Origin of the sequence: Streptomyces olindensis (genome assembly GCF_040645895.1) — a bacterium.
Classification (GTDB): Bacteria; Actinomycetota; Actinomycetes; order Streptomycetales; family Streptomycetaceae; genus Streptomyces; species Streptomyces olindensis.
Genome location: NZ_JBEYZD010000042.1, coordinates 1 through 12,668, shown reverse-complemented (window position 1 = coordinate 12,668; position 12,668 = coordinate 1). Strand labels below are relative to the sequence as shown.

The following is a 12,668-nucleotide window of genomic DNA, read 5'->3' as shown; positions in this document are numbered from 1 at the left end:
ACAGGGATTTCCCTATGTCCCCTGGTGCTCGGGCGAGTTGGTCCGCTAGCTTCCGGCGCACATCTGTCTCACAGGGGAGTGCGCATGCGCAAGGCGCTCAGATGGCTGCTGGCGCTCACGGTGCTCATAGGCACCTTGGGCACGGCGGGAGCGGCCACCGCCGCCGACGCCACCGGCACCGACGGCACCACCGACATCAAGGAAAGGCTGCTCTCCATACCGGGCATGAGCCTGGTCGAGGAGAAGCCGTACACGGGCTACCGCTTCTTCGTCCTGAACTACACGCAGCCGGTCGACCACCGCAGGCCCTCCAAGGGCACGTTCCAGCAGCGCATCACCGTGCTGCACAAGGACGTCTCGCGCCCGACGGTCTTCTTCACCAGCGGCTACAACGTCTCCACGACGCCCCGCCGCAGCGAGCCGACCCAGATCGTGGACGGCAACCAGGTCTCCCTGGAGTACCGCTTCTTCACTCCGTCCCGGCCCCAGCCGGCCGACTGGACCAAGCTGGACATCTGGCAGGCCGCCAGCGACCAGCACCGCGTCTTCAAGGCCCTGAAGGGCATCTACGACAAGAAGTGGATCTCCACGGGCGGTTCGAAGGGCGGCATGACCGCCACCTACTACGAGCGCTTCTACCCGCGTGACATGGACGGCGTCGTCGCCTACGTCGCCCCCAACGACGTGGTGAACAAGGAGGACTCGGCCTACGACCGGTTCTTCGCCCGCGTCGGCACCAAGGAGTGCCGCGACCGGCTGAACGGCGTGCAGCGCGAGGCGCTGGTCCGCCGCGAGCCGCTGGAGAAGAAGTACGCGGCCTTCGCGCAGGAGAACGGCCTCACCTTCACCACCATCGGCAGCCTGGACAAGGCCTACGAGGCCACCGTCCTCGACTACGTGTGGGGCTTCTGGCAGTACAGCCTGCTGTCCGACTGCGACCAGATCCCGGCCGACGCGAAGAACGCCACCGACGACGATATCTGGGCCTCCGTCGACACGATCGCCGGCTTCTCCGCCTACGCCGACCAGGGCCTGTCGACCTACACGCCGTACTACTACCAGGCCGGCACCCAGCTCGGCGCGCCGACGATCGGCTTCCCGCACATCGAGAAGCAGTACATCCGCTACGGCTACCAGCCGCCGCGGAACTTCGTCCCGCGTGACATCCCCATGAAGTTCCAGCCGCAGGCGATGCGGGACATCGACACCTGGGTCCGGCACAACGCCCGCCACATGCTGTTCGTCAACGGACAGAACGACCCGTGGAGCGCGGAGCCGTTCCGCCTCGGCAAGGGCGCGAAGGACTCCTACGTCTTCACCGCCCCCGGCATGAACCACGGCGCCAACGTCGCGGGCCTCGTGCCCGAACAGAAGGCGCTCGCCACCGCCCGCATCCTCGACTGGGCCGGTGTCGCCCCCAGCGCGGTGCAGGCCGACCCGCAGACGGCCAAGCCACTGGCGAAGTTCGACGCCAAGCTCGACAAGCGGGACGTACAGCGCGAGATGACGCTGCGCCCGTAACCGGACGCCGCCGCACTCGACCGCCCCTCGGCCTCCGGGCCGAGGGGCGGTTCGCATGTCCCTGCGCCCGCGGTGAATGCTCCGTACGGTGACGGGATGGACAGTTCTGTCGTCTTCAACGTCGTGACCACGGCCATCGCCGTCGTCGCAGTGGTGACCTCCATCGTGTTCAGCGCACGGCAGGCCCGCACCGCGAAGCACGCCAACCACATATCGGTGCTGGTCGATCTGCTCAGGGAGTTCCGGTCCGCGGAGTTCCACGAGCAGCACGACTACCTGTGCACCCGCCTGGCAGCCGAGCACGACCCGGAGAACGGAGTGCGCGGGTTGCCGGCCGAGGCCAAGGCGGCGTTCTGCAGCGTCGTTTACTACTACCAGTCGTTCGCCAACCTCGCCGTCTTCGGTCTGCTCGACCAGACCCTGCTGGTCACGGTTCTGCGCACCCGGATCGTCTCGGTCTGGCAGGCCGTCCGGCCGTTCGTGGAGCGGGAGAGGGAGCTGCGGGGCGAGGGCGGCAGCGGAACCTATCTGTCGACCTTCGAGGAACTGGCCCGACTGGCGGCCGACCTGCCCCCCGAGCACGTCCGTGAGCAGATGGCCGAGGCCCGGCGACGACTGTCACGCAGGGGGCTGATGGGCTGAGGCCGGCGAGAGCGGAGGCCGCTCACAGCGGCCGGGCGCATCCCACGGGCCGGTCTCCGCCGAGCCGTACGTACAGGGCCGTCGAGGCGGGGCAGTCGGCCCGCTCGGCGACCGCCCGGATCACCTCGTACTCCGGCTTCTGCTCGCCCTTCCCGTCGCAGGCCGCCTCGCGGACCTGACCGTCGCCGGAGCTGTAGACGCAGTCGCCGACGATGGTGCGCGGACCGCCCCCGCCGCCCGGATCGCCCGGGTGCGGCGGCTGGAGGTTGCGCATGCACGCGTAGCCCTGCGGCACCGCCCCGTCGCCGTCCTCGTCGGACGCGGGCCGCTGCTCGCTGATGTGCAGCACGAAGTCGGTGGTCGCCGGGCAGCGCGGCCCGTCCCGCACCGCGCCGTCGTGCCGCGCCACGACCCGCGCCGCCGCCCGCTCCCCGGAGCACGGCACCTCCGTGAAGCTCGTGGTGCCGAACGAACTGCACTCGTCGACCGCGAGGAACACCGCCCCGTACCCGGACGGCCGGGCCGGCGGCGGTGACACCGTGGTGGCCCTCCCGCTCGCCGGCTCGCCCAGCCGGCCGTCCTCCGCCACGCCCGCCGAGGGGCTCTGGCACCCGGTCAGCAGCGCTCCGAGCAGCACCAGCAGCCCGCACACCACCCCTGCCGAACTTCTCCCGCGCATCGCCATCCCCCCGAGTTGCCAGGGCCCGCCGTCCAGATCACAAACGACAGGCCCTGGCCCAGCGTGACTCTCCGGGTGGGCGCACGCCAGGCTCACGGGGCGGTTTGCGCACCTTGGGGGTGGTGCGCCCGGTCCGTGGCGTACGTCTAGTACGTCAGCCCGTACCCGATCGGGTACAGCACCTGCTCCGGATCATCCGCCCGGCGCACCGCCACCGGCAGCCTCCCGCGCGGCTCCACCCGCCCCGCGACGACCCGGGCGGCGGCCCGCAGTTCGACGTCGGTCCAGGAGTAGGCGGCCAGGCAGGCCGTGGCGGACGGCAGGTGGGCCACGTCGTACGGGTTGCGGATCGCGACCGCCACGACCGGCCGGCCGGTCGCCGCGAGCTGCTCGACCAGAGTCTTCTGGGCGCTGCCCGCGCCGACGTTGTAGGTGGCGGCCACCACCGCGTCCGCGTCCCGCGCCGCCGCGACCGCCCGGGCGATGGCCGCCGCGGACGGTGCCGTGCCCGTCGACAGGGCGGTGGCGGTGAAGCCCAGTTCGGTCAGCGCGCCCGCGAGCACTCCGGTGGGCGGCCCGGTCGTCCCCGACGGCGAGGCCGGGTCGGCCCCGACCACGAGCACCCTGGGGTGCCGGCGCCGCGACAGCGGCAGCAGCCGCCCCTCGTTGACGAGCAGTGTGGTCGTCCGCTCGGCGATCCGGTCGGCCACCGTCAGATGCGCCCGGGTCCCGACGGTCCGGTCGACGCCGTCCCGGGTGACGTACGGCGAACGGAACAGCCCGAGCTTCGCCTTGAGGCGCAGGATCCGCAGCACCGACTCGTCGAGCCGGGCCTCGGTCAGCTCGCCCCCGCGCACGGCGGTCAGGACGGCGTTCCACGCGAGGTCCAGGTCGGGCGGGTTGAGGAGCTGGTCCACACCCGCCTTCAGCGCGAGCACCGGCACCCGGTCGTCGCCGTACTTGGTCCGTACGCCCTCCATGCCGAGGGAGTCGGTGACCACGACACCGTCGTAGCCGAGCTTCTCGCGCAGGATGCCGGTGAGGATCGGGCGGGACAGGGTGGCCGGGTCGCCGGAGTCGTCCAGGGCCGGGACCATCAGGTGCGCGGTCATGATCGAGTCGATGCCGGCGGCGATGGCGGCCCGGAACGGCGGGGCGTCCAGCTTCTCCCACAGCTCCCGGCTGTGCGTGATGGTGGGGAAGCCGGTGTGGCTGTCGACGTTGGTGTCCCCGTGCCCGGGGAAGTGCTTGGCGGTCGCGGCGACCCCGGAGCCCTGGTACCCGGCGACCTCGGCGGCCACCAGCGCGGCCACCGCCCGCGGGTCGGCGCCGAAGGACCGTACGCCGATGACCGGGTTGGCCGGGTTGACGTTCACGTCGGCGACGGGGGAGTAGTCCTGCCGGATCCCCATCGCCCGCAGCTCGGCACCGGCGATCCGGCCCAGCGCCCGGGCGTCCGACCGCGACCCGCCCGCCCCGACGGCCATGGCGCCCGGGAACAGCGTGGCCGGCCTGCCCACCCGGGCCACGATCCCGTGCTCCTGGTCGGTGGAGATCAGCACGGGCAGTCCGCGCGGCAGGTCCAGGGACGCCCGCTGGATGCCGTTGGACAGGTCCGCGATCTGGTGCGGCTCGCGGGTGTTGTGCGCCCAGGCGAAGTAGATGATGCCGCCGACCCGGTACTTCGCGACCAGTTCGGCGGCCGTACGGACCCCGATCTCCTTGAGGTTGGCGTCGATGTCGGCCTGGTCGGGGGCGGTGGCGGAGTGGCCGTAGACCCGCATCACGAAGAGCTGTCCGACCTTCTCCTCCAGCGTCATGCGGGAGACGAGGGCGTGGAGCCGGCGGTCGTCCGGGGCGTCGGCGGCGAACGCGGGCCCGGCGGCCGCGAGGGCGGCGGTGACGCCCGCGCCGGCGGCGAGGACGGTCCGTCTGGAGGGCTGTGCGGTGTTTCCCGTGCTTTCCGTGCTTTCCGTGCTTTCCGTGTTTCCCGTGCTTCCCGTGCCGGTGTCGTGCACGTGGGCTCCTTCCGGAGGTGATCCGCTCGGATCGCGCTCGGATCCGCTGAAGGAAATCTGAAGGAAACTTCCAAGAGGTCACCAATAACCGGGAAGTTTCTGCCAGTCAAGGGAATGCACAGTAACCGGCGAGGGGCCGCCACCGGCGCGGTTGGAGGGGGGCGCGCCGATGGCGGCGGTGCCGCCGGCCGCGGTACGGCGGAGAGGGTGGTCAGCGATCGCAGCCAGCAGCGAGGGCCGACACCGCACCGAGGTGACTCTCCGGCGGCCTGGGATTGGACGGGCCGAGTCCGGCCCGGGTTCCCGACTCGGCCCGGATTCACGGAAATCGGTACGGGGGAGGCGCCGGCGGCTCAACGGGGCGTGTGAGCCGCTGCTTTCGGCCACGGATCACCCCGCGCCCGCACGGGACGCGTCGGCCTCCCCCGGCTGCTGGGTGTGGACGAGTCGACGGTAGTGCTCGCTGGTGGCGGCCAGGTGAGCATGGCTGCCGGTGGCGACGACGCGGCCCTCGTCGAGCACCAGGACCAGGTCCGCGGCGCGGATCGTCGACATGCGGTGGGCGATCACCAGCAGGGTGCACTCCGCCGACGCCTCGCGGATCGACCGGCGCAGCGCCGCCTCGCTGACGGCGTCCAGGTGCGCGGTCGGCTCGTCCAGCAGCAGCAGCCGGGGCCGGGCCAGCAGGGACCTGGCGATGGCGATCCGCTGGCGCTCCCCGCCGGACAGCGCCGTGCCGTGCTCCCCGGCGTCGGTGTCCAGGCCGCGCGGCAGCCGCGCCACCAGATCCGTGAGGTGCACCATGCGGACGACCCGCTCCACCTCCTCGGGCGGGGCGTCGGGCACGGCGTACGTCAGGTTCTCGCGCAGCGTGCCGTAGAGCACCGGCGCCTGCTGCTCCACGAGACCGACCCGGGCCCGGTGCGCCGCGCGGCCCACCGCCCGTACGTCCCGGCCGTCGAACTCGATCCGCCCGCGGTCGGGGTCGTAGAACCGCTCGACGAGCGCGAAGACGGTGGACTTCCCGACGCCGGAGCTGCCGATCAGGGCGACATGGGCGTGCTCGGGCACCTCGAAGGACACCCCGCGCAGGACGGGCCGGGCCGGTTCGTAGCCGAACCAGACGTCCCGGAACGCCAGCAGGGGAGGCCGGGCGGCACCGTCGGGGCCGGGCGCCGGGCGCCGGGGCGCCGTGTCCCGCTCGGTGGGCAGCGACAGCACCTCGGTGATCCGCCGGTAGGCGCCCACGCCCTGCTGCATGGTGCTGACGGACTGGAACACGGTCCCGATCGGACCCACCAGGTAGATCATGTACAGCAGGAAGGCGGCCAGGTCCGCCAGCGATCCCTGCCGGTCGGCGACCCGCAGTCCGCCGATCAGCAGCACGACGATGAACGACCCCTTCACGGCGAGCTCGACGGCCGGGGCCACCACCGCGTCCAGCTTCGCCATCCGCACGCTGCCCGCGTACGCCGACCTGGCCCCGCTGCCGATGCGCTCCGACTCGCGCTGCTCGGCGCGGCTGGCCCGGACCGTGCGGATGGCGCCGAGCGCCCGCTCCAGGTCGGCGGTCATCGCGCCCGTGGCCCGCTGCGTGGCCAGCGACGCCGACGCGATGCCGCGCAGCACCGAGCCGACCAGGAGCGTGCCCAGGGTCACCACGGCCAGCACGACCAGGAACATCGCCCAGTCCAGCCAGATCATCAGCGCCACGACCCCGGCCAGTCCGATGCCGCCCGTCACCGCGTCCGTGAACCCCTCGGCGACCAGCAGCCGCAGCGTGGTGCTGTCGGTGCTGACGCGGGAGATGAGGTCGCCGACGCGGTGCCGGTCGTAGGAGGCCATGGGCAGCCGCAGCACATGCCGGATCAGGCCGAGCCGGACGCCCAGCACGACGCCCTCGCCGGTGCGGGCCAGGACGTACTGGGCGAGGCCCTGCACCAGGGCCTGCGCCAGGAAGAACACCACGAGCAGGCCCACGACCGGCCCGATCGTGCTCCCGGCCGCGGCCGACTCGATGACCCGCCGCACCAGCAGCGGCTGCGCGAGACCGAGGCCCGTCGCGCCCAGCGTCAGCAGCACGGCGAGGGCGACCCGCCTGCGGTGCCCGCGCAGCAGCCGCAGGACGTCCCGGGGGCCCACCCGGCCACCGGCGGCGTCGCTCCGGCGTCCGGCAGTCACGGCCGACGGGACCCGGCGTCCGCGTCGCGTCGGGCGTCCGCGTCACGCCCGGCACCCACAGCCGCCCCACCCCGGTGCCCGTCCTCCCCGCACGCCACCGTGAACAGCGGCCGGAAGTAACCGGGCGGGTACTCCTCGCCCACCGGCACCCCCTCCGCCTCCACCCAGGCGTGCGCGCCGAAGGGCGGCAGGCGCCGGGCGCCCACGCACCAGGTGGGCCAGCGGCCGTGCAGGCGGCACAGCAGGGCCGTGGCCAGGGAGCGGGGCAGGCAGCCCTCCCGCCCCGCGCACGCCAGGCTGACGGCGACCACGGCGTCCCGGGCCGACCGCGTCTGCTCGACGGTGGCCGGGCGCGCACCCCGGCTGAGCCGCTCCAGCACCGTCCGGATGCGCCGGGGCCGCCGGGTGGCCAACAGCCGCGCGACGGCCACCACCAGCCGCACCGTCAGCCGCCGGCCCGGCGGCACCGAGCGCGGAGCGTGCGCGACGACCTCCGGCGAGCTCATGACGACCGCCCGCGCACGTCACGCCGGGTGTCCTCCTCCACCAGGCCCGCCGCCCGCAGGTCCCCGATCAGCTCCCGGACGTCCCGCCCGGCGCTGTCGGCGTCCACCTCGTACTCGGCGGTGAGCTCCCGCACGGCCTCCGCGGCGCCCTTGCCGTCCAGCAGGGCCCGGACGACGACGGCGCCGGTGGGATTGAGGGTCCAGTACTGGTCGCGGTCCTCGTCCAGCAGCGCGATCCCGTACTCGGTCTCGGCGGTGAACACACCCGCACGCAGCTTGAGCGTCATGACGTCTCCTCGGGACTTCAGGACGGTACGGCGGCGGCGCCCTGCAGCGTGCGCAGCCAGAGCTCGCACGCCACCGTCTGGTACAGGGCGTCGAACTGCAGCGACGGGGGCAGCGGACGGCGGCACACCTCGCGCAGGGCGTCGGCGTCGACCAGGCCCAGCCGGGCCAGCCGCGAGTCCTCGCACAGGTCGAGCAGCCCGGCCCGGTTCTCCCGCAGCCCGGCCTCCACGTCGTGCGAGCCCTCGTCCTTGGTGTGGCGGGACAGGCTCTCCTCGGGCACCACGCCCCGCATGGCCTCGACGATCAGCGGCTTGTACCGCCAGGGCGTGACCCGGTCCTGCGGCCGCACCGCCAGGCCCGCCTCGACGACCCGGTCGTCGTAGTACGGGGCGGCGAGGCCCACCCCGAACCGGGCGGCCATCTGCCCCAGCTGCCGGACCATCCGGGAGGTGCTCCGCATCGCCTCCAGCTCGACGTGCTGCCCGCGCGTCGGGGCCAGCGGGCGCGCCGTCCGGGCCGCGTCGCGGATCACGTCCCGCACGGCCGCGACGGCGTCCGGCGTCGCCCACGGCGGCAGCCGCGGCGGCATGCCCCAGTCCAGGGTCGGGGTGTCCTCCGGGGGCGGTACGGCGGTGAGCTGCTCGGCGACCCGCGCGAGCCAGGCCCGGTAGGGGCTGCCGTCCCGCAGCTGCCGCAGCGTCTGCCGGTACGACCACGGGCGCTGGGCGGCGAACCCGCGCACCCGCTGCCAGGCCACGCGCGGGCGGCTGCGCAGCAGCGCGTGCAGATGCGCCGGCGAACCGGCGAGCAGCTCGTCCCCGCCGAAGCCGGTCAGATGCAGCCGGGAGCCACGCGCCGCGGCGGACCGCGGGATCACCAGCCATCCGCCGCGGTGGACGACGGCCGGGCACGGCTCGTCGAACAGGTCGTCCGCCTCGTCCAGCCCGTCGTAGACCAACGGCACCTCGTCCCCGGCGAAGACGTGGTGCTCGACGCCGTCCAGCCCGGCCACGGTACGGCGGGCCCAGGTCACGTCGTCGGACATGGGATCCCGGCCGTCGGCGGTGTAGGCGACGACCCGCGCGCTCCCGCCGGCCGCCAGGGCGCACACGGAGGTGGAGTCCAGCCCGCCCAGATCGCAGCTCACCAGCTCACGACCCCGGACCCGGGCCGCCACGGCGGCACCCAACTCCTCCCGCAGCCTCGCGGCGCCCTCGGCCATCGGCACGACCGGCTCGGGCGGGCTCCACCACCGGACCTGCCGCTCCCGGCCGTCCCGGTCGAGCAGCAGGCAATGGCCGCCCGGCAACACCGCGACGCCCTGCCACACGGGCAGGCCCGCCACCGGGTGCAGCGCGAACGAGTTCAGCAGACGGACCGCGAGGAGCCGCTCGTCCACCGGCGCGTCGAGCAGCCGGGCGAGGACGTCGGCCCGATCGCCGGCCACCGCCACGTCACCGACGCGGGCATGGAAAACGGGCCGCAGCCCGGTGACGCTTCCCTGGACCCTGACACATCCGCCGGCGGAAGCGGCCAGATGGAAACTCCCGGCGAACGAGCCGATCGCCTTTCCGCAGTCGGCGGCGGTGCGCAGCCGCCCGGCGACCGCGCTCAGTTCCGCGCCGGTGGCGGCGTGCTCACCGAGCAACGCCACGCGGGAGGCCCCGGCCGCGCCGACGGTCATGGCCCCGTCGTCCCAGCGGCCGAGCAGCCAGGGCCGCCCCGAGGAATGGCTGACCTCCCGCACGGCCCAACGGCGCAGCGCGGCGCCGACGGGGGCGGCTTCGGTGCGGTCCGGCAGGGCGACGAACCAGCCCGGGAGCGCGTCGGGGTCGGCGAAACGGTCCACGTGGACGCCCTCCTTGCTCCCGGGCCCGTTCCCCTAGGGGAACAACCGACGCGTCACAGGCTGAACCTCAGACGGATGAGCCGTTCGGGCCCTCTGTTCGTGCCGAGGCCGGTGGCGCGGAAAGTGCCGACCGCAGTCAGCGTCGGACGCTCGTACGCACGCATGTCGAGCACCCCCTTTCAAACGCGGTGTTCACATCCCAACTTCTCTTTCCAGCCTAGACTTTGACGCCCGAATTGCCCACTTGAGCCGCAAACTTCCTTTTCGTATTCAACTGTTGACGGCGATATCAGACTGACCGGGAGATGAGGTGACTGCGCATCACGCCGAGTCGTTCAGGAGCCTGCTCAGGTGCTCCCGCCCCGGCCCCAGCAGCTCGGGCAGCGGCGCCGCGTCCTCGTACCAGCGCTTCTCGTACTCCCAGCACAGCCAGCCGTCCCAGCCGTGCCGGGAGAGGATCTCCACGCACTCGGCCAGGGGCAGGACGCCCTCGCCCAGGGGCAGCGGGGTCGTGTCGTCGGCGGAGGCGATGTCCTTGACCTGGACGTAGCCGAGGTGGGGGGAGAGGGCCGCGTACGTCTCCGAGGGCTGCTCGCCGCCCAGCCAGGTGTGCATGACGTCCCAGAGCGCGCCCACCTGGCGGTGGCCGACGAGCCCGAGGACGCGCATGGCGTCGGCGGCGGTGCGGTGCGAGTCGTGGGTTTCCAGCAGGACGCGCACGTCGCGGTCGGTCGCGTACTCGGCGGCCGTGCCCAGACGGCGGGCGGCCGTCGCGTCCGCCTCCTCCGGGCTCTGCGTGTCCGGGTCGCCGCCGGGGAAGACCCGGACGTACGGGGCGCCGAGGTCGTGGGCCAGGTCGAGGAGGGCGCGGATCTCGGCCAGGACGGGTTCGTCGTCGCCCGGCGCGGCGACCCGCGCGTACCCCGCGAGGCCCAGGATCTCGACACCCGCCCCCTTGAACTCGGCCGCCACCTCGGCCCGCTGGGCCGGATCGAGGCCGGTGTGGACGGGCTCCTCGGGGTGGGTGCGCAGTTCGACGCCGTGATAGCCGTGCGTACTGGCGAGCCGCAGCACGTCGGGCAGGGGCAGGCCGGGGACACCGAGGGTGGAGAACGCCAGCTTCATGTGGACGGACCCTACCCGGCACCCCCGCCCGCGACTCCCCTTCGTCGCTCGGGTGTTGCGTGAAGATCCAGTCGCCAGTCCTGGCCGGTCAGGTCCCGGCCGAAGGAGCGGTGCGGTTTCTCGGCGACCAGGACGAAGCCGTGGCGTCGGTAGATGCGGCGGGCCGCGGTGAGGACGTCGTTGGTCCACAGGACGACCTCGCGGTAGCCGGCCTCGCGGGCGAAGTCGACGACGGACCTCACCAGCCGGTCGCCGATGCCGAGCCCGCGCGCGTCCGGCTCGACGAGCAGCAGGCGCAGGCGCGCGGCCCCGGGCGCCTCGTCCCGCACGCACATCACGCACCCGACCGGCCGCCCGTCCAGCTCGGCGATCCAGGTCCGCTCCCGGTGGGGGTCGTGGTCCTCGGCGTAGTCGGCGACGATTCTCGCGACCAGCCCCTCGTAGTCGGCGTTCCAGCCGTACTCGCCGGCGTACAGCGCGGCGTTGCGCTGCACGATCCAGCCCAGGTCGCCGGGGGCCGGCTCGCGCAGCACCACGTCCTCGGGGCGCGGGGCCCGGCCGCCGCCGAGGATCGCCCGGACGGTCCCCATCGCCTCCGCCAGCCGCGGCCGGTCCGCCGCCGGCACCGTGTCCAGCAGCTCCCCGACCGACTCGCGCGCCCGCTCGTCGAGGAGCGCGGCGGCCTCCCGGCCGCGCGCGGTGAGCGTGATGCGGCGGCGGCGCGGATCCGTCTCGGACGGGCCGCGCTCGACCAGCCCGTCCTGCTCGAACCGGTTCAGGATGCGGCTCAGGTATCCGGCGTCCAGGTGCAGCTGGGCCCGCAGGTCGGCGGCGTCCGTGCGCGGCGCGTGGGCCAGCTCGTAGATCACCCGGGACTCGGTGAGGGTGTAGGGGGCGTAGAGCCGGCGGCCGTAGTCGAGGGCGCCGATGACGTTCGTGTAGAAGCGGTTGAAGGAGCGGATGTCCTGGACGGTCACGACCACCACCACCGCGATCTTTGACTCAGTCAGAGGTTCCGATGGGGGTGAGCCTAGGCCGCCCAGGACGCCGGGGCTAGCCCTCGGGGGTGGCCGGTCGGTACACGCACACCTGCGCGCCGGTCTTCGCGGTGGTGGTGGAGACCAGCTCCATCGGGTGCTTCGCCCCGTCCCCGGGGAAGATCGTCTTGCCGCCGCCGAGGAGCACCGGCATGACGACGAGCTGGAGCTCGTCGACCAGGCCCTCGGACAGCAGCGTCCGCACGAGCGTCGGGCTGCCCATCATCGCGAGGTCGCCGCCCTCGCTGCCGCGCAGCTCCCGGATGCGGGCGACGGCCTGGTCGCCGGGGATGAGCTCGGTGTTGTTCCAGGTGAGGTCGGCCTCGCCGAGCGTGCTGGACACGACGTACTTCTTCAGCGAGTTCATCCGGTCCGCGAACCGGTCCCCGGCCCGCTCGGGCCAGGCCGCCGCCATGGTCTGCCACGTCCGCCGCCCGAACAGCAGCGCCTCGGCTCTGGCGAGCCCCGCGTCGAAGGCGCCGCCCAGCACCTCCTCGTCGAAGTACGGGTGCGACCATCCGCCGTGCGCGAAGCCGCCGTCGGTGTCCTCCTGCGGCCCGCCCGGGGCCTGCACGACACCGTCCAGGCTGATGAACTCGGTGACGACGATACGCATGGGACTCACTCCGCTTCCTCGCACAGGCGATCAGAACATCCGATCCGGCATTGCAGACCGGTCTGCGACGCGAAACTCATCGCCCCGGCCTAGGGGGTGTCCGCAAAGTCCCGTCGTTCGCCCGGAGGGCGGGCCCTGCGGCGTTCGGTGCGTGCTCTCGGCGTGCCGGGCGGACGCCCGCGTACTGGTTGTACTCGGGTGTTCGC

Annotated in this window: 12 protein-coding genes; 2 read left to right on the top strand and 10 right to left on the bottom strand. The window is 73.3% G+C overall.

Annotation, left to right across the window (positions count from 1 at the left end):
* Positions 1-84: 84 nt before the first annotated feature.
* Together ABZ948_RS25395 and ABZ948_RS25390 are read left to right on the top strand one after the other, a co-directional pair.
* Positions 85-1,521 (top strand): S28 family serine protease, encoded by a 1,437-nt coding sequence (locus tag ABZ948_RS25395; protein ID WP_359763162.1) that lies wholly within the window; start codon positions 85-87, stop codon positions 1,519-1,521.
* 96 nt (positions 1,522-1,617) lie between these two features.
* A complete protein-coding gene (locus ABZ948_RS25390; RefSeq protein ID WP_359763160.1) occupies positions 1,618-2,163 on the top strand; it encodes a DUF4760 domain-containing protein in 546 nt (181 codons plus the stop codon).
* Between the two features lie 22 nt (positions 2,164-2,185).
* On the opposite strand, the gene ABZ948_RS25385 is transcribed toward ABZ948_RS25390, so the two are convergent.
* The 10 genes from ABZ948_RS25385 to ABZ948_RS25340 all read right to left on the bottom strand — a co-directional run bounded on the left by ABZ948_RS25385 (position 2,186) and on the right by ABZ948_RS25340 (position 12,462).
* Entirely contained in the window at positions 2,186-2,842 is a 657-nt protein-coding gene (locus ABZ948_RS25385; RefSeq protein WP_359763158.1) for a hypothetical protein, read from the bottom strand.
* Between the two features lie 146 nt (positions 2,843-2,988).
* Positions 2,989-4,860: a glycoside hydrolase family 3 protein gene (locus ABZ948_RS25380; RefSeq protein ID WP_359763156.1), complete on the bottom strand. Its 1,872-nt coding sequence runs from the start codon at positions 4,858-4,860 to the stop codon at positions 2,989-2,991.
* 390 nt (positions 4,861-5,250) lie between these two features.
* Positions 5,251-7,041: an ABC transporter ATP-binding protein gene (locus tag ABZ948_RS25375; protein ID WP_359763154.1), complete on the bottom strand. Its 1,791-nt coding sequence runs from the start codon at positions 7,039-7,041 to the stop codon at positions 5,251-5,253.
* On the bottom strand, positions 7,038-7,547 hold the full coding sequence (locus ABZ948_RS25370; RefSeq protein WP_359763152.1) for a lasso peptide biosynthesis B2 protein: 510 nt from the start codon (positions 7,545-7,547) through the stop codon (positions 7,038-7,040). Before ABZ948_RS25370 ends, ABZ948_RS25375 begins: the two co-directional genes overlap by 4 nt.
* On the bottom strand, positions 7,544-7,834 hold the full coding sequence (locus ABZ948_RS25365) for a lasso peptide biosynthesis PqqD family chaperone (RefSeq protein ID WP_359763151.1): 291 nt from the start codon (positions 7,832-7,834) through the stop codon (positions 7,544-7,546). The genes ABZ948_RS25370 and ABZ948_RS25365 overlap by 4 nt, the downstream gene beginning before the upstream one ends.
* Positions 7,835-7,851: 17 nt before the next feature.
* The gene (locus ABZ948_RS25360; protein ID WP_359763149.1) at positions 7,852-9,684 is read right to left on the bottom strand and encodes a lasso peptide isopeptide bond-forming cyclase; all 1,833 of its coding nucleotides are present in this window, start codon (positions 9,682-9,684) and stop codon (positions 7,852-7,854) included.
* 53 nt (positions 9,685-9,737) lie between these two features.
* Positions 9,738-9,848 (bottom strand): keywimysin-related RiPP, encoded by a 111-nt coding sequence (locus ABZ948_RS25355; RefSeq protein ID WP_351341670.1) that lies wholly within the window; start codon positions 9,846-9,848, stop codon positions 9,738-9,740.
* A gap of 157 nt (positions 9,849-10,005) precedes the next feature.
* Complete coding sequence (locus ABZ948_RS25350; RefSeq protein WP_359763147.1) at positions 10,006-10,809, bottom strand: sugar phosphate isomerase/epimerase family protein; 804 nt, start codon at positions 10,807-10,809, stop codon at positions 10,006-10,008.
* Between the two features lie 11 nt (positions 10,810-10,820).
* Complete coding sequence (locus ABZ948_RS25345) at positions 10,821-11,786, bottom strand: bifunctional helix-turn-helix transcriptional regulator/GNAT family N-acetyltransferase (protein ID WP_359763237.1); 966 nt, start codon at positions 11,784-11,786, stop codon at positions 10,821-10,823.
* Positions 11,787-11,862: 76 nt separating this feature from the next.
* On the bottom strand, positions 11,863-12,462 hold the full coding sequence (locus ABZ948_RS25340; protein WP_359763235.1) for a dihydrofolate reductase family protein: 600 nt from the start codon (positions 12,460-12,462) through the stop codon (positions 11,863-11,865).
* Between the last annotated feature and the right edge of the window lie 206 nt (positions 12,463-12,668).

Excerpts from the sequence above, each read along its gene's own strand:
- ABZ948_RS25395 (WP_359763162.1), top strand. The coding sequence starts at position 85 with ATGCGCAAGGCGCTCAGATGGCTGCTGGCGCTCACGGTGCTCATAGGC.
- ABZ948_RS25390 (WP_359763160.1), top strand. The coding sequence starts at position 1,618 with ATGGACAGTTCTGTCGTCTTCAACGTCGTGACCACGGCCATCGCCGTC.
- ABZ948_RS25385 (WP_359763158.1), bottom strand. The coding sequence starts at position 2,842 with ATGCGCGGGAGAAGTTCGGCAGGGGTGGTGTGCGGGCTGCTGGTGCTG.
- ABZ948_RS25370 (WP_359763152.1), bottom strand. The coding sequence starts at position 7,547 with ATGAGCTCGCCGGAGGTCGTCGCGCACGCTCCGCGCTCGGTGCCGCCG.
- ABZ948_RS25365 (WP_359763151.1), bottom strand. The coding sequence starts at position 7,834 with ATGACGCTCAAGCTGCGTGCGGGTGTGTTCACCGCCGAGACCGAGTAC.
- ABZ948_RS25355 (WP_351341670.1), bottom strand. The coding sequence starts at position 9,848 with ATGCGTGCGTACGAGCGTCCGACGCTGACTGCGGTCGGCACTTTCCGC.
- ABZ948_RS25350 (WP_359763147.1), bottom strand. The coding sequence starts at position 10,809 with ATGAAGCTGGCGTTCTCCACCCTCGGTGTCCCCGGCCTGCCCCTGCCC.
- ABZ948_RS25340 (WP_359763235.1), bottom strand. The coding sequence starts at position 12,462 with ATGCGTATCGTCGTCACCGAGTTCATCAGCCTGGACGGTGTCGTGCAG.